General features: G+C 37.1%; 21 protein-coding genes. 13 read left to right on the plus strand and 8 right to left on the minus strand.

Annotation, left to right across the window (positions count from 1 at the left end; genetic code table 11):
- The first annotated feature begins 3 nt into the window (after positions 1-3).
- The 5 genes from ACKGJN_RS12125 (at position 4) to fabD (ending at position 3,386) form a co-directional block, all read left to right on the plus strand.
- Positions 4-477, plus strand: a complete 474-nt coding sequence (locus ACKGJN_RS12125; RefSeq protein WP_409539777.1) for a 2TM domain-containing protein — start codon at positions 4-6, stop codon at positions 475-477.
- Positions 478-483: 6 nt separating this feature from the next.
- The gene (locus ACKGJN_RS12130) at positions 484-966 is read left to right on the plus strand and encodes a dihydrofolate reductase (protein ID WP_409539778.1); all 483 of its coding nucleotides are present in this window, start codon (positions 484-486) and stop codon (positions 964-966) included.
- Entirely contained in the window at positions 932-1,819 is an 888-nt protein-coding gene (locus ACKGJN_RS12135; protein WP_409539779.1) for a fructosamine kinase family protein, read from the plus strand. Before ACKGJN_RS12130 ends, ACKGJN_RS12135 begins: the two co-directional genes overlap by 35 nt.
- 92 nt (positions 1,820-1,911) lie before the next feature.
- Positions 1,912-2,412: a pyridoxamine 5'-phosphate oxidase family protein gene (locus tag ACKGJN_RS12140; RefSeq protein WP_409539781.1), complete on the plus strand. Its 501-nt coding sequence runs from the start codon at positions 1,912-1,914 to the stop codon at positions 2,410-2,412.
- A 92-nt stretch (positions 2,413-2,504) separates the two neighbouring features.
- Positions 2,505-3,386, plus strand: coding sequence for an ACP S-malonyltransferase (gene fabD / locus ACKGJN_RS12145; protein WP_409539782.1), 882 nt, complete (start codon positions 2,505-2,507; stop codon positions 3,384-3,386).
- A gap of 104 nt (positions 3,387-3,490) precedes the next feature.
- On the opposite strand, the gene ACKGJN_RS12150 is transcribed toward fabD, so the two are convergent.
- Together ACKGJN_RS12150 and ACKGJN_RS12155 are read right to left on the minus strand one after the other, a co-directional pair.
- On the minus strand, positions 3,491-4,771 hold the full coding sequence (locus ACKGJN_RS12150) for a metal-dependent hydrolase family protein (RefSeq protein ID WP_409539784.1): 1,281 nt from the start codon (positions 4,769-4,771) through the stop codon (positions 3,491-3,493).
- 13 nt (positions 4,772-4,784) lie between these two features.
- A complete protein-coding gene (locus tag ACKGJN_RS12155) occupies positions 4,785-5,954 on the minus strand; it encodes a DegT/DnrJ/EryC1/StrS family aminotransferase (protein ID WP_409539785.1) in 1,170 nt (389 codons plus the stop codon).
- 98 nt (positions 5,955-6,052) lie between these two features.
- Between ACKGJN_RS12155 and ACKGJN_RS12160 the strand changes: the two genes are divergently transcribed.
- The 4 genes from ACKGJN_RS12160 (at position 6,053) to ACKGJN_RS12175 (ending at position 8,148) form a co-directional block, all read left to right on the plus strand.
- Positions 6,053-7,294, plus strand: coding sequence for a 3-deoxy-D-manno-octulosonic acid transferase (locus tag ACKGJN_RS12160; RefSeq protein ID WP_409539786.1), 1,242 nt, complete (start codon positions 6,053-6,055; stop codon positions 7,292-7,294).
- A gap of 124 nt (positions 7,295-7,418) precedes the next feature.
- Positions 7,419-7,646 carry a hypothetical protein gene (locus tag ACKGJN_RS12165; protein WP_409539787.1) on the plus strand — a complete coding sequence of 76 codons (228 nt, stop codon included), beginning with the start codon at positions 7,419-7,421 and terminating at the stop codon, positions 7,644-7,646.
- Positions 7,647-7,731: 85 nt separating this feature from the next.
- The gene (locus tag ACKGJN_RS12170) at positions 7,732-7,956 is read left to right on the plus strand and encodes a hypothetical protein (protein ID WP_409539788.1); all 225 of its coding nucleotides are present in this window, start codon (positions 7,732-7,734) and stop codon (positions 7,954-7,956) included.
- A gap of 48 nt (positions 7,957-8,004) precedes the next feature.
- The gene (locus ACKGJN_RS12175; RefSeq protein ID WP_409539789.1) at positions 8,005-8,148 is read left to right on the plus strand and encodes a hypothetical protein; all 144 of its coding nucleotides are present in this window, start codon (positions 8,005-8,007) and stop codon (positions 8,146-8,148) included.
- 53 nt (positions 8,149-8,201) lie between these two features.
- On the opposite strand, the gene ACKGJN_RS12180 is transcribed toward ACKGJN_RS12175, so the two are convergent.
- Positions 8,202-8,969, minus strand: a complete 768-nt coding sequence (locus tag ACKGJN_RS12180) for an XRE family transcriptional regulator (RefSeq protein ID WP_409539790.1) — start codon at positions 8,967-8,969, stop codon at positions 8,202-8,204.
- 349 nt (positions 8,970-9,318) lie between these two features.
- On the opposite strand from ACKGJN_RS12180, the gene ACKGJN_RS12185 reads away from it, so the two are divergent.
- The gene (locus ACKGJN_RS12185; RefSeq protein ID WP_409539791.1) at positions 9,319-9,498 is read left to right on the plus strand and encodes a hypothetical protein; all 180 of its coding nucleotides are present in this window, start codon (positions 9,319-9,321) and stop codon (positions 9,496-9,498) included.
- Between the two features lie 18 nt (positions 9,499-9,516).
- On the plus strand, positions 9,517-9,960 hold the full coding sequence (locus ACKGJN_RS12190) for a hypothetical protein (protein WP_409539792.1): 444 nt from the start codon (positions 9,517-9,519) through the stop codon (positions 9,958-9,960).
- Positions 9,961-10,134: 174 nt separating this feature from the next.
- Here the strand turns inward: ACKGJN_RS12190 and tnpA are convergent, their stop codons facing one another.
- The 5 genes from tnpA to ACKGJN_RS12215 all read right to left on the minus strand — a co-directional run bounded on the left by tnpA (position 10,135) and on the right by ACKGJN_RS12215 (position 13,696).
- Positions 10,135-10,569, minus strand: coding sequence for an IS200/IS605 family transposase (gene tnpA, locus ACKGJN_RS12195; RefSeq protein ID WP_409539793.1), 435 nt, complete (start codon positions 10,567-10,569; stop codon positions 10,135-10,137).
- Between the two features lie 146 nt (positions 10,570-10,715).
- A complete protein-coding gene (gene yajC / locus ACKGJN_RS12200) occupies positions 10,716-11,039 on the minus strand; it encodes a preprotein translocase subunit YajC (RefSeq protein WP_409539794.1) in 324 nt (107 codons plus the stop codon).
- Between the two features lie 21 nt (positions 11,040-11,060).
- Positions 11,061-11,522 (minus strand): DUF1573 domain-containing protein, encoded by a 462-nt coding sequence (locus ACKGJN_RS12205; RefSeq protein WP_409539795.1) that lies wholly within the window; start codon positions 11,520-11,522, stop codon positions 11,061-11,063.
- A 46-nt stretch (positions 11,523-11,568) separates the two neighbouring features.
- Entirely contained in the window at positions 11,569-12,513 is a 945-nt protein-coding gene (nusB, locus tag ACKGJN_RS12210; RefSeq protein WP_409539796.1) for a transcription antitermination factor NusB, read from the minus strand.
- 82 nt (positions 12,514-12,595) lie between these two features.
- Positions 12,596-13,696: a Glu/Leu/Phe/Val family dehydrogenase gene (locus tag ACKGJN_RS12215; RefSeq protein WP_409539797.1), complete on the minus strand. Its 1,101-nt coding sequence runs from the start codon at positions 13,694-13,696 to the stop codon at positions 12,596-12,598.
- 131 nt (positions 13,697-13,827) lie between these two features.
- On the opposite strand from ACKGJN_RS12215, the gene ACKGJN_RS12220 reads away from it, so the two are divergent.
- Together ACKGJN_RS12220 and ACKGJN_RS12225 are read left to right on the plus strand one after the other, a co-directional pair.
- Positions 13,828-15,585, plus strand: coding sequence for an ABC transporter ATP-binding protein (locus ACKGJN_RS12220; RefSeq protein ID WP_409539798.1), 1,758 nt, complete (start codon positions 13,828-13,830; stop codon positions 15,583-15,585).
- 74 nt (positions 15,586-15,659) lie between these two features.
- On the plus strand, positions 15,660-16,046 hold the full coding sequence (locus ACKGJN_RS12225) for a PUR family DNA/RNA-binding protein (RefSeq protein ID WP_409539799.1): 387 nt from the start codon (positions 15,660-15,662) through the stop codon (positions 16,044-16,046).
- Positions 16,047-16,142 lie beyond the last annotated feature (96 nt).

Below are 16,142 nucleotides of genomic sequence, written 5' to 3' on the forward strand. Positions count from 1 at the left end.
ATTATGTTTTCCAAAAAGAAAAACACTTCCAAACTTGATACCGAACAAAGAGAAATGTATGAATATGCCAGAAAAAGAGCACTTCAAAAAAGAAGGTTATTTCAGCATTTTGTAGTTTTTCTTGTAGGTGCTGTTCTCCTGATTGTTATAAATGTGGTAATTGGGTATCGTGAAGACTTAAAACCATTGGGATATGACTGGTTTGTCTGGGCTATTTTATTATGGACTTTTTTCTTCCTTATCCATATGCTAAATGTGCTGGTTATCGATAGTTTTATGGGCAAGGAATGGGAGCAAAAACAGTTGGAGAGACTGGTTAGGAAGCAAAGAGACAGGATTGAGGAAATGCAAAAAAAGGTAGAAAAAGAGCATCCTGAGCCTAAAAAAAAGGAAGAATCTAAAATATATGAAGATCCCGCACCTATAAGAATTCAGGAAAATGATCCACGTAACCCAGACAAACCTTTAAACCACTAAATGGGAATGCTTACATTAATTGCTGCAGCAGGGGAGAACAATGAGCTTGGGAAAAACAACGATTTGGTCTGGCATCTTCCGGATGATTTTAAACGCTTTAAAAAAATCACCTCAGGACATCATATTATCATGGGGCGTAAAACCTTCGATTCCTTTCCGCAGCCCTTACCAAACAGAACGCATGTGGTAATTACCAGGCAGGAGAATTTCAAAAAACCCGGTATAATAGTAGTTCATTCTCTGGAACGGGCAATCGAATTAACCAAGGATGATCCTCAAGCTTTTGTAATTGGAGGCGGTGAGATTTACAAAATGACGATGGATGTTGCAGATAAAATAGAACTCACCCGCGTACACGGGGAATTTAAAGCTGATACTTTTTTTCCCGAAATTGATGAATCTCAATGGGATTTGGTTTCAGAGAAATTTCATGAAAAGGACGAAAAGCATCAATATGCTTTTACTTATCTTACCTATGAACGCAAATGAAGATTTTAAGGCAATTTTTGATCAATTAGCCGAAAAAAATAATTTTCAAATAGCCAATTTCACTCGATTGTCAGGAGGATCTATTAACGATGTCTTTTTGATCACTTCGCTTTCTTCTGAAAAATTCGTGATAAAATTAAATTCTTCCCATAAATTCCCAGGCATGTTCGATGCCGAAAAAGCGGGTCTGGAAATCCTGAAAAAAGCTAAAAATATAGATGTTCCAAAAGCTTTTGATGTTGGAGAATTTAAGAGCAAAGCCTACCTGTTGCTGGAATATAAAGCTCCAGCAAACCCAACTGAAAATTTTTGGGAACTCTTTGGAAAACATCTGGCCGGGCTACATAAAAACACCGCTTTAAAATTTGGACTTGCCAATGATAATTATATAGGAAGCCTCTCTCAACAAAACAATTTCTGCACTACTTCTGCAGAATTTTATATTAGTCAGCGGCTCGAACCTCAGCTAAAACTGGCAAAAGATAAAAATTATGATCTTGGAATATCCGGAAATTTCTTCAGAAATATTTCAGAAATAATACCCCAGGAACCGCCATCGCTTATTCATGGAGATCTTTGGAATGGGAATTATTTGGTGAATTCTTCCGGTCACCCCTGCCTGATAGATCCGGCAATAGCCTACGCCCCCAGGGAAATGGATTTAGCTATGATGCAGCTTTTTGGCGGATTCGATCAACAAGTGTTTGAGTCTTACCAAAGTGAATTTCCACTTTCAAACGGGTTTGAGGAAAGAATTCCCATCTGGCAATTATATTATTTACTGGTACATTTAAACTTATTTGGCTCCGGCTATAAAAGCGCCGTAATGGATATGATAAAACGATTTAGTTAATTTCACATTACTTAACAATGAGTCATTATCTTTTAAGAATTATTTGGCGCAAATCCGGTTAAAGAGACATTAACTTGTAAAGAAAATACGAAATGAGTACAAAAAATTTGACCAGTAAAGAAGCACTAAAAAAGATGACAGCCTTGGTTGATGACATTAAAACTGCCATGCTTCTTACCGATTTAAAGAAACAACCAATTAGCGCAATTCCTATGTCGACGAAGGAAGTGGATGAAGAAGGAGATATTTGGTTCTTAAGTGGATTGAAAAGTGGGCATAATTCGAATATTGTTAAAAACCCTCAGGTTCAACTGCTATATAGCGATCCCTCGGGAATGGAATTTATAAGTATTTACGGAGTGGCTTCGGTCATAACAGATAGGGAAAAACTAAAAAGACTTTACTCCAGCTCAGATGACGCCTGGTTTGAAGGGGAAGATGATCCAAATCTAAGCGCACTTAAATTCACTCCTAAGGAAGCTTATTATTGGGATACCAAACAAAATAAATATATCAGTCTATTTAAAATGGGACTTGCCGCTGCCACCGGAAAAAAAGCAGATGTAGGTGAAAAAGGTAAATTAAAATTGTAAAAAGAAGAATTTACACTAAAAAGGCCTTGTAACAAATTTATGTTATGAGGTCTTTTTTTTTATTTATACTTTAGCTGAACTAAATTAAATACATGAACGCTTACATATTCCCCGGTCAAGGGGCACAGTTTACAGGAATGGGATTAGACTTGTATGAAAAGTATCCTGAAGCTCAAAAATTATTTGAAAGAGCGAATGAGATCCTGGGTTTTTCAATTACAGATATCATGTTTGAAGGATCTGCTGAAGACCTGAAACAGACAAAAGTTACACAACCCGCTATTTTCCTGCATTCGGTAATCCTCACTAATATCATGGGTGAAGCTTTTAAGCCGGATATGGTTGCAGGACATTCCCTGGGGGAAATATCGGCGCTGGTAGCAAATAAGACCCTCGAGTTTGAACCGGCCCTAAAACTCGTAGCCCGAAGAGCGGTCGCAATGCAACAAGCGTGTGAGATGCAATCTTCTACCATGGCCGCAGTATTAGGAATGGAAGATGAATTGGTAGAAGCCATTTGCGCAAAAATTGATGGAACAGTGGTTGCAGCCAATTACAATTGTCCCGGGCAATTAGTGATTTCCGGAACTGTGGATGCCGTAGAAAAAGCCTGTGTAATGTTGAAGGAACGAGGAGCCAAACGTGCGATGATCCTGCCCGTAGGAGGAGCTTTTCACTCTCCACTTATGGAACCGGCTAGAAAGCAACTGGCTGAAGCAATTGAAGCCACAACTTTTAACATTCCCATTTGTCCGGTCTATCAAAATGTAAGCACCTTTGGAGTTACAGATCCTGAAGAGATAAAGAAAAATTTGATGTTTCAGCTTACCGCTCCGGTAAAATGGACGCAATCTGTTCAAAATATGATCAAGGATGGCGCAACACATTTTACAGAAGTTGGCCCAGGAAAAGTTTTACAGGGACTGGTAAAAAAAATAGACCGGACGGCAGAAGTAGGATCAGCAGTAGTTTAAATAATAAGCTATCTTTTTGTATACCTGCTTTCTGAAACAAAATTGAGACCATAAAAAAACCTGATCACTCGATCAGGTTTTTTTTTATGCTCAGGTTTGGGAAATTAATTCTTGTAAATTTTCCCTTCTTTCATCACAAACTCAACATTCTCAAGGGTTTTTATATTTTGAGTCGGATCTTCGTTCACAGCGATAATATCAGCGAAAAATCCGGGTGCTATTTGGCCACTTTGGGATTCCATATTTAAAATTTTTGCGGGAATAATGGTTGCGCTTTGAATAGCTTCCATTTCTGGCATTCCCACCTCTACCATATAACCGAATTCCTTTGCGTTCTTACCGTGTTCAAAAACTCCGGCATCTGTTCCAAATGCTATCATTACCCCACGTTTATATGCTTTTTCAAAAGTGTTCTGGATCTTGGGTCCAATTTCCTTTGCTTTTGGAACAACAAGGGCGGGATAATAGTTTTCAATTTTTGCCTTTTCACTTACCTCTTTTCCTGCAGTAATAGTTGGAACCAAATAAGCCTTATATTTTATCATAAGATCCATAGTTTCCTCACTCATGAGGGTTCCATGTTCAATGGTTAAAACCCCTCCCCTTATGGCGCGCTGCATTCCTTCATCACCGTGAGCGTGCGCCGCTACGTGAAACCCATAATCTTTGGCGGTAGTTGTTATCGCCCTTATCTCTTCCTCTGTAAACTGCGGGTTGGAACTGCTTTTAGCCACACTTAGCACACCACCGGTAGCGGTGATCTTGATAAGATCACCGCCATTTTTATAATTCTGCCTCACCGCTTTTGCGGCATCTTCTACACTGTTTACCACTCCTTCTTTGGGCCCGGGATCTCCAACCAAATTACGGTTATAACCATTTGTAGGATCGGCATGGCCTCCTGTTGTTGCAAGGGACTTCCCTGCCGTAAAAATTCTTGGGCCTGCTATTTTTCCGGAATTGATTGCATTCCGAAGCGCTATGTTTACCCCGCTTCCACCAAGTTCCCGTACTGTGGTAAAACCTGCCAGCAGTGTTGTTTTTGCAAATCCTACCGAATTAAAGGCGAAATCGGCTTCATTGAAAGTAAAGGTTTCAAGATATTTTTGCGGATTGGTCTCGCTTTCCAGGTGTACGTGCATATCTGTGAATCCAGGAAGCACGGTCATATTTCTAAGATCGATTAAAGAATCTCCTGAATTCTTCGGTTGTACATAGCCATTTTCAATGCTTTTTATCTTCTTTCCCGAAACTACAATCGTCTTTTCAGTAAGGACTTTTCCGTTTTTGGTGTCTACAAGTTTTCCGCTTTGAATATAGAGATCCTGGGCGTTTACATTTAAAGTGAAAATTATTCCAAAGAAAATCACTGCTATTTGTTTCATAATATCGGGGGCATTAGTTATTTAAAAAATCGATTATAGTCGTTGTGATCAATTCGATTTGATCTTCATCAAGTTCGGTATGCATAGGCAAAGAGATCACCTCCTTCACCAATTCATTGGTCACCGGAAAATCGGCTTCATTATATCTGGAATCCCTGTAAGCTTTCTGGCTATGCAGCGGAATTGGATAATAGATCCCGTGTGGAATCTGAAATTCCGCCAAATGTTTGGCCAGGGCATCCCGTTTTCCGTTTGTTATTTTCAAAGTGTATTGGTGAAAAACATGACAATCACAGGTAGCACAAATGCCCAAATCCTGGTTACAATTTTGGTTGGTTTCCACCTGTGGGATTTCAATGTGTTTACATTCCTGAAAAGCTTTGGTATATTTTCGTGCAGCTTCCTGCCTTGCCTTATTATAAGCATTCAAATGTGGCAATTTCGCTCTTAAAACCGCAGCTTGCATTGAGTCCAATCTGGAATTCACACCAACCACATCGTGGTAGTAGCGCTCATACATCCCGTGATTTACAATTCCCCGAAGTGTATGTGCCAGGGCATCATCATTGGTGAAAATTGCACCACCATCACCAAATCCTCCTAAGTTTTTAGATGGAAAAAAGGAAGTGGCCCCAACGTGACCTATAGTTCCTGCTTTTTTCTTTGATCCGTTTTTAAAGGTATAGTTGGCACCTATTGCCTGAGCATTATCTTCAATCACATATAAATTGTGTTCATGCGCTATTTCCAGAATCTCGTCCATATTTGCACATTGCCCAAAAAGATGCACTGGAACAATTGCCTTGGTTTTTGGGGTTATGGCCTTTCTAATGGCCTCGGTATTAATATTGAACGTATTGGGATATACGTCTACCAAAACCGGGTTAAGTTGTAATAAAGCTATGACTTCCACGGTGGCGGCAAAAGTAAAATCTGCAGTAATAACTTCATCCCCGGGTTGCAAACCAAGTCCCATCATCGCAATTTGCAATGCATCTGTTCCATTGGCACAGGGAATTACATGTTTTACATCTAAATATTCCTCTAATTCCTTCTGAAATTTTTGTACCTCAGGCCCGTTAATAAACGCTGAAGTTTCCATAATTTCATTTATTGAGTTCTGGACTTGATCTTTTATAGGAGCATATTGACCTTTAAGGTCAACCATTTGTATCTTTTTCATTTGATTTTTCTTGTAGTGCCACGAAAATACAAAATATAGCCCCTATCCCCAATGCAATTTTTAGGAAAGAGGTATTTTAGCAACTAAAATAATCAAGCTTGCAAGTATTATATAACATTACTGTAGAATTGGTGAATTTCCTGATCCCGGCAACAAGGTTTCTAAGTGAAAAAATGAAACTGTTTGTGAACGGAAGAAAAGAAACTCGTTCAATATTGGAATCAAAGTTGAATAAACAGGATCGTAGCATCTGGTTCCACATGGCATCTTTAGGTGAATTTGAACAGGGAGTGCCAATTATAGAGGTGGTAAAAAAGCAATATCCGCATCATAAAATAGTTGTGAGTTTCTTTTCTCCTTCGGGATATGAGGTCAAAAAAAATACTCCGTTGGCAGATGCGGTGGTATATTTGCCTTTGGACACCAGGAAAAATGCAATCAAATTTTTAAACCTGGTTCATCCGGAAATCGCCATTTTCATCAAATATGAATTCTGGCCGAATTACTTAAAGGAATTAAAAGCAAGAAATATACGCACGTTGCTGGTATCGGGAGGATTTAGGAAGGATCACTTGTTTTTTAAGACTTATGGAGGCTGGATGAGGAATTCCCTGCAAACCTTTGAACATTTCTTTGTACAGAATACCACTTCAAAAGAACTTCTTAATTCCATAGGCTTTCTAAATGTAACTTTAAGCGGCGACACAAGGTTCGATAGGGTTTCCCTTCAAATAGAACAGGATAATACGTTGGATTTTGCTGAAAAATTTAAAAATAACAAGCTATGTATTGTAGCAGGAAGCACCTGGCCGGAGGATGAAAGTCTTCTGGAAGATTTCATCAATCAATCGACGGTAGATGTGAAATTCATCCTGGCCCCACATCAGATAAAAACAGATCAAATAAACCGATTCAAGAAAAAACTGAATAAAAAAATCCTGCTTTATTCAGAAAGAAAAAACAAAAACCTGGCAGATTATAATGTACTTATAATAGACACTATCGGTTTGCTTACCAAAATTTATAGTTATGCAGATATTGCTTATGTAGGTGGAGCAGCAGGAACAACCGGTTTACACAACATTCTTGAACCTGCTACCTTTGGAGTTCCGGTGGTTATTGGAAAAAATTTCGACAAGTTCCCTGAAGCCAAACAACTTCAGCAATTGTCTGGGTTGTTCGCTGTAAAAGACAAGGCAGCGTTAAATGAAATTTTGAATAAATTGATTACTGATACCGGATTCAGAAAAAAAACGGGTATGATCACGGGTCATTTTATTAACAGCAATACAGGTGCAACGAGAATTTTTAATAGCTATTTAGAGCAAAATAAAAGTTAAATAATTTTTGAACCAAAAAAATATTAGATAAAATTTAAGATTTTTGATAAAAATTTACAAAAATTGCACCCTGCCAATTTATTTTACAGTAATTTCGGAAGTTAGAAACTAAACTAAATTAATTATGAAAAAAGTATTTTTAATGGTTGCCTTGGTAATAACTTCTGCAATATCATTAGTTTCGTGTAGAGAGACCAATGAAAAAGAGACTATTATTAGGGAGGTGAAAGTTGAAAAAAGTGAACCTGTTGAAGAAAAAAAGGGAATTTTAGAACGATCTGCTGAAAAAGTTGATAAAAAAGTAAATAAAGAAATTGACGAAGAAATTGATAAAATTGGAGACGATAATTAAGTCTGTTTTAAAATTTTTTAGTTTTTCAGATTATTTTATTTACATTTAATCAACAAAACCAATTTTTAAACAAAAAAATTAATTTATGAAAAAATCGATTTTGATTCTAGCCGCAGTATTTACCTTTAGCGCATTTTTCACTTCCTGCAGGGAAGTAAATGAGGAAAAAACCGAGGTAGAAATAAGCGATGATATGGATGATTTAGGAGATGATATTGAGGACGCCGCAGATGATGTGGGAGATGCTGTAAATGAAGGTATAGACGAAGTTAAAGAAAACACCGGAACCGGTGGAACCGATGACCTGTAATTTTCCAATAATAAGTTTGAACAAAAAATTAACCTAAATTTTAAAATTATGAAAAAACTATTGTTTTTACTGATGCTTACCTTTTCTACAAGTGTACTATTTACTTCCTGCAGGGAGGAAAAATCAGGTATTGAAAAAGCAGCCGATGATGTAGAAGATGCAGTTGAAGATGTTGCAGATGATATAGATTAAATAATGTTAACAAACTAAATCTTAAAATCCATCCATAACCGGGATGGATTTTTTTATTGTTTAAAAGTTTTGAATTCGCTTTTTAAATCATCCATGGATTGTTGAAGCTGCCTTAGCAGCCCACTCTCGGAAGTAGCATCAATACTGAAAGTAAGTTTGCTGTTCACCTGCCATAATTCCTGGATATCACTTACCAGAACCTGAACAGGCGGATATTCTTCATTAATGGAAACCAGTAAAATTTTGTAGGGATCCTCCATTTTCTGGATTTTTTTCACCAGTACGGAATCAAACAATACTACCACATAAATCTTACTATAACTCACTTCCTTAATACTGGGAACCGCTTTTCCCAACACCCACTCCCCCGGTCTTAGATTAGGCATCATACTATCGCCTTCCACCTGGAAGCCCCGGTAGGTAGCATTCCTGTATTCGGGTAAGGGAATGTCAAAAGCAGGCAGTTGCTGGTACCATGTCACATCCTGTACATTGTGAGGATAACCGGCAGCAGCCTTTTGGTTAACCAATATGATATTTTCTTCTTCACTGCTATTTACAGTAATTACTTTGGGACTCACATCTCCTTTGCTTACAGTCAAATGTTTTTGACTGCTCTCTCCAAAGAGCCATAGAGGGTTTACTTCGAACTGACGCAGCAATTCTGCTACGATCTTCCCGGATAATTTGGTACGGCCCCGCTCAATATCTGCTGTAGAATTCTTGATTCCAAGCAAGGTTGCAAACTCAGATTGTGTGAAATTATGATCGTCACGAATCTCTTTAAATCGTTTAATCTCGTTAGTGCTATCTGTTCCCATACACAAATATAAATTATTTCGGAATAATTCCAACTTTAAGTTTGGACTATTTCCTGTTTAGCGGAAATATTCCAAAATAATATGCAAATTCAGGAAATAAAATTCAATTAGCTCAGGTTCAACCTTTAGGTATTTAAAAGTAGAAAAATCGATTATTGTGAAGTACTCGTTTAAACTTAGTTAACCAACTGTTAGTTGGAAATCAAAAAATTCAGGGCAAGTAAAAAAATGTGAATTGGAAAGATAATTTTAAAAATTCTAGGCAAGCCTCGGGAAATAAAACCCTCAATGAGGGATTAAAGTTTTAAATTTGACCAGGATTCAGAAAAAATAAAAAATATCGGAAAACATGGCAAAAAAAGGAGTTGAAAAAAATACACGGAATAAAGCCAAACATACCAAACTTTTAAAAAAGAAAAAAGAGAAATTACGCCTTGAGAAAGAAGTGCATAAAGCCAAAATAAAAGCTATTCAGGATAGAGCTAAAGAACAAAAAGAGGAAAATCCTTTAACCAAAGAAGATCTTTAAAAACCACAAATTAAACCTATGAAACTTAATACAATAACCCGACTTTTAATAGGAATAGCCATTTTTGGCACGATTTCCTGCGACAATACTTCCGAAGAAAAAAACAAATACGATGCATTATACAATGAAGTCATCGCAGCACATGATGAGGTTATGCCAAAAATGGGGGAATTAAGCGGTTTATCCCAGCAGTTAAAACAACGGGTAGAAAGCACACAAACATCATCTGTTATTTTTGAAAAAGGCATTGAAGACCTGGAGAATTCTTATGATTTTATGATGGAATGGATGCGTGATTTCTCTGAAGAATTTGTGAAGGATCAAACTCCCTTTGAAGAACTTTCGCCTGAAGAAAGGAAGGTCAAAATAAAAGCGCTCGAGGAAGAAGTTACCAATGTTAATAAACTTAAGGATCAAATAAATGGAAGCATAGAAAGTGCAAAAGAATTAATTGAACAGTAATTTTTAATCCTGAAGGCTGCTCTACTTTTTAGGTTTCATGGATCTTTCCTATGGTCGCTTTGCTCAATAGCAACTAGTACCTAATGGCAGTGTTTTTCTAGAATGCTGAAAAACTAAACCACTCTGCACTTAAAGTGCAGAGGTTTTTTTTGCGTGGACTGAAAGTCCCTTAGTTTATTCCAATATAAAATTGGAATTATCTGTCTTATCCCGTCTATGATGCTCCAAGTATTCATTGACCATTTTATCTGTTATATTACCTGTGCTCCAAACTCCATATCCACTTGCCCAGAAAGGTCGACCCCAGTACCTTTCCTTTAAAGAGGGAAATTCTTGTTGAAGCTTTCTTGATGTACGTCCTTTTAGCTGCTTTAAAATATAGCTAACATTCATCTTTGGGGCATATTCAATATGCATGTGAACATGATCTGAACTTACCACTCCTTTCAAAATTTCTATACCTTCTGCTTCACATATCTGGATCAATAATTCCCGACAGCGATGCTGAATATCACCTCTTAAAACTTTATACCTATACTTAGTCACCCATACCACATGGCAGGTAAGCCTACTTACAGTATGAGAACCTTTTCGAACTTTATTACTCATAACAACGAAAATATGAATTTTTTCGCACCACTAAAGTTCTGCAATAAATTGCAGGGTTTAAGACCCATTACTGGGACCAATTAAGCATTAAAAAAGGCTGTTCGATTAAATCGAACAGCCTTTTTTTAAAATGATTTTGAAAACTGCTATTTTTTCTCAGCAATCTTCTTTTGGTCATCCTTTTTTTCAGTGACAGGTTCATTTAGTTTCGAGCTCATTTCCATAGAGATGGAAGATCGATCGAAGGTGATTTTACCTGCACCGGTTTCAATAATGACTGCATTGTTTTTTTCGCTAAAATCGATAATTTTTCCGTGCATTCCACTTTTGGTGACGATTCTGTCCCCTTTTTTCAACTCGGATGCAAAGGTTTTTTCCTTTTTAGCTCTTTTCATTTGTGGGCGTATCATAAAAAAATATACTACCACAAACATTAAAATAATTGGTGCAAACTGTGTTATTTGATCCATAAAGTAATTTAAAAGCGTGTTTTATCCTGCCGGAGTTGCCGGAGTTTCAACAAAAGCTTTGATTCTTAATAATTCTGTACCTTTTTCTGTATTAGCAGTTACAGTCACAGTTTTAGTTACCTGACCTTGTCCGGCACCATTAAATTTCACCAACATTTCTCCACCTTCTCCAGGTGCGATGGATTCATTCTTAGGATAAGTAGGCACTGTACAACCACAAGTACTGGTAGCATTTGTAATTACAAGCGGTGCTTTTCCTGTATTTGTAAATTTAAAAACATGTTCCTGCGGAGCATTTTGGGCGATGTTTCCAAAATCAAATTCTGATTCTTCAAAGGTTAATTCAGGATAATAAACATCTTGTGCATCACGCTCTGCAGCGGTTTCTACATTTTCGGCCTTTACCTTGCTTGAGGCATCATCCTTACAGGAAGTGAAGACCATAGTCCCCAAAGCCGCTATCATTAAAATTCCTTTTTTCATAATTATATGGTTTAAATTAAAGGTTAAAAATACTAAATTTTCTTTATTACATAAGGCCCCGGCCTATTTTATTTAATCGTTTCTCTTCCTGGTATTCTTTAGATATCTTATCCAGTACTCCATTTATAAAAATGCTGCTTTTGGGAGTGCTGTATTCTTTGGCAATTTCCAAATATTCATTGATGGTTACTTTCACCGGAATAGAGGAAAATTGAAGAAATTCACAAAGTGCCATTTTTATAAGTATGGTGTCAATTTCGGCAATTCTTTCCTTATCCCAATTGGGGGTTTTCCCTAGCATTTCATTCGCGAGTTCTTCATCATTTAAGTAAACTTTCCTGAACAAATCTATTGCAAACTGCTCATCATCCGGACTTTTATATAGTTTTGGCAATTTGGAATCCTGTGGAGTATTTTCTTTTAATTTATTTAGATACTTCATAATTGCCGTATTTACCAGTGGTAAATCATCCAGCCATGTTAATTTTGTATCTTCCAAATAATCGTACAATTTCTCGTTGGGGGCGATAACTTCTTTTAGAAGATTGATAATAAAATCCTTATCCTGCTTAAAGCTGCCGGTTCGTGTTGACATATAATTATGAAAAGCCTCACTATTCCTGATCTCCTCCCATAAAATCGCAACATATTCGCCATCCCGGTTCCAATGGGAAATCGCTCTTTCTTCCAGTGCATTTTGAAGTTCAATATTATCCTCCAGTATTTTGAGAACCATATTGTTTACGAACTTCATATTGGGATCCATCTCTTCCTGAGTGGCAAGAAATTTTTTCTGGGATTTACCCAGATATTTTTCTGAATAAGACTTGATCTCGATCATCAATTTCAAAATAAGCAGAAACAGATCATACATTTCTTTCATGCTTTTAAGAAGAAATTTTTCTTCAGCATTGAAATTTTGATTTTTGCTTTGATGGAATGCATAGAGGGATTGCATTACCTTAACTCGAATATGTCTTCTGGTTAACATAGGTGTAAAAGAACGTTTAAAAAATTAGCAAGGCGAAAGAAATTTCTTCCGCCCTGCAAAAATACTATTTATTTCAAACTACTTAGTTCAAATTCTCCCTTTTTCTGTCATCAATTCGCTGTTGTGCGATTTGAAGGGCAGCATTGTGGGTTGTGATGTTTTTTGCTTCAGCCGATTTTAAAATTTCCAGGGTAGTATTATAGATATTTTCTGTTTTTCGCATAATCTCTTTTCGGTCATATCCTTCCAGTTCAGCATACACATTTATAATTCCTCCTGCATTTATAAGGAAATCGGGAGCATATACGATCCCTTTATTTTTAAGGATCTTCCCATGAGTTCGTTCATCTGCCAGTTGATTGTTTGCTGCACCGGCAATTATGGATGCTTTAATCCTATCGATGGTATCATCATTAACAGAAGCACCAAGCGCACACGGGGCATAAATATCTACATCGGCACTATAAATATCGCCAACATAAATGGTAGCATTATATTTCCTACTTACTTCATCCAGTCTTTCCCGATTGATATCTGCAATAAATACCTGTGCCCCTTCATTGGTTAAATGTTCTACGAGCGATTCCCCTACGTGGCCAATTCCCTGAACCATCACTTTTATTCCCTCAAGGTCTTCGCTTCCGTATTTAAATTTTGCAGCAGCCTTCATTCCCATAAATACCCCAAAAGCAGTAATTGGAGACGGATTTCCTGCGCCGCCCATAGATTGGGAAATACCGGTTACAAAAGGAGTAACTTCCCGCACTATATCCATATCTTCTGTATCCATACCTATATCCTCTGCGGTGATATATTTTCCGCTAAGGGAATGAACAAACTGTCCAAACCTGCGCATTAGTTCCGGAGTTTTTTGAGTTTTTGCATCCCCAATAATAACAGCTTTTCCACCGCCAAGGTTTAATCCGGTAATTGCACTTTTATAAGTCATCCCACGTGAAAGTCGCAAAGCATCGTTCAAGGCCTCCCATTCTGAAGCATAATTCCACATTCTGGTGCCTCCCAAAGCAGGTCCTAAAACAGTATTATGAATACTTATTATTGCCTTTAAACCTGTATCTTTGTCGTTGCAAAAAACGACCTGTTCGTGATTGTCAAAAGACAATTGTCCAAAGACAGGGGCTGTTTTAATAAGATCGTTTGCGGTTAAAACCTCAACTTGCATAAATATAATTTTAAAATTAGATTTTTCTGATTTATCAAAATCAAGTTGCAAAATTAGGTATTATTTTAATTTACAGAATGAATTGGGATGTTAAATTGCGAATTCCCCAATAATTGAAGGATCCTGAGTATATGAAAGAATTACAGCATCTCAATAAATATTTTTATAAATACAAATGGAGGCTTATACTGGGTTTCCTTATTACCATTGCAGCCCGCATTTTTGCCATTTATCCCGTTCAGTTTATAGGAGATTCCACCAATGTTATTGAAAGTTATGTGAGCGGAGAAATTGGCAGTGCCGCCACTTTGCGGCAGGAACTTTTTTATTATATCGTTCTTATTATTGGAGCACAGTTAATTTCGGCTTTTTTAACTTTTTTAATGCGGCAAACCTTTATCGTGGTTTCCAGGTATATGGAGTTCGATCTAAAAAATGAGGTTTATGAGCAGTATCAAAGACTCTCACTTAGCTTTTATAAAAAGAACCGCACCGGAGATTTGATGAACCGCATAAGTGAAGATGTTTCAAAAGTGCGAATGTATTTGGGCCCTGCCATCATGTATAGCGTAACAACACTTACCTTATTTGTCATTGTTATTTGGTATATGGTGAATACAGCTCCAATGCTTACACTTTACACACTTGCTCCCCTGCCATTTTTGTCCTTTGCAATTTACAAACTAAGCGTTGCCATCCATAAACGAAGCACCGTGGTACAGCAGTATTTATCTAAGCTGAATACCTTTACCCAGGAAAGCTTCAGCGGAATTTCTGTAATTAAATCTTACGGACTCGAACCCCAAACCAATAAAAATTTTACAGAACTTTCCAATGGGAGCAAACAGAAAAATCTTGATCTTGTTAAAGTTCAGGCCTTTTTCTTTCCGCTAATGGTTCTTCTAATTGGTGTAAGTAACACACTTGTGATTTTTATAGGTGGAAGACAGGTTATATCAGGAGAGATCGAAAACATAGGGGTTATTGTTGAGTTTCTTTTATACGTAAATATGCTTACGTGGCCGGTAGCCACCGTAGGATGGGTAACCTCGATCGTTCAACAGGCAGAGGCTTCTCAAAAACGTATCAATGAATTCCTGAAAGAAGAGCCTCAAATAAAAAATCTAAATCCGGAAAGCACTCCCATTCTAGGTGATATCGAATTCAAAAATGTTAGTTTCACCTATGAAGACACTAATATCACAGCGCTTCAAAATGTTTCCTTTACGGTAAAGCGCGGAGAAACCTTGGCCATCATTGGGAAAACCGGTTCCGGGAAATCGACTATCCTTGAACTTATTGGAAGATTGTACGATGTACAAAGCGGAGTGATCGAAATAGATGAGAAAAACATACGCGACCTCAATTTGTATGATTTGCGCGACAGCATTGGATATGTGCCTCAGGATGCTTTTTTATTCAGCGATTCTATAAGGAATAATATACGCTTCGGAAAAACAAACGCCACAGATGAAGAGGTAATTGAAGCTGCAAAAAACGCTTCGGTACATCACAACATTATCGGCTTCAGCAAAGGATATGATACTGTTTTGGGAGAACGGGGAATCACGCTTTCCGGTGGGCAAAAACAACGGGTTTCTATCGCCAGGGCAATTATTCATGATCCACAGATCTTGTTGTTTGACGATTGCCTTTCTGCAGTGGATACCGAAACCGAAGAAGAGATCCTTAATAACCTCTTCAAAATTTCAAAAGACAAAACCACCATTATTGTAAGCCACAGGATCTCTTCAGCAAAAAATGCAGATAAGATAATAATCCTGGAAGACGGGCTTATCGTGCAACACGGAACGCATCAGGAGCTTATCAATGCAGGAGGATACTATAAAGAACTTTATGCAAAACAATTAAGTGAAAAAGAAATGTGAAAAATTGTTGGTATATGTTAAAAATTTTTAGATTTTTGAACAGGACTTTAAACAACCACTAAAGATTTAATTTTATGAGTGAAAATGGAATGATGGAGAAAGATGAAATCTTCTCTAAAGTATTACGAGCGGGAAGACGCACTTATTTTTTTGATGTAAGAGCCACCAAAGCGGAAGATTATTACCTTACAATTACAGAGAGTAAAAAGTTCACAAATGCCGATGGTTCTTTTCATTATAAGAAACATAAAATTTATTTGTACAAAGAGGATTTTGAAGGATTTTCTGAAATTCTAAACGAAATGACTGATTATATCGTTTCTGAAAAAGGAGAAGAAGTTATTAGTGACCGACACCAAAAGGATTTTAAAAAAGAATATGAGGACGGGGATGAAACTACAGAAACTTCTGAAAGCCCATCTGCCAAAAAATTTACAGACATCAATTTTGATGATATTTAACCCTCAATGAGGGTTAAATGCCCCGAGGTTTTTTTTTAATTCAGTAAATTATTAATTCAAGACCGTCCTAAGAAATTAGGACGGTTTTTATATATT

The sequence above is a fragment of the Gillisia xinjiangensis genome, from assembly GCF_046298265.1.
Taxonomy (GTDB): Bacteria; Bacteroidota; Bacteroidia; order Flavobacteriales; family Flavobacteriaceae; genus Gillisia; species Gillisia xinjiangensis.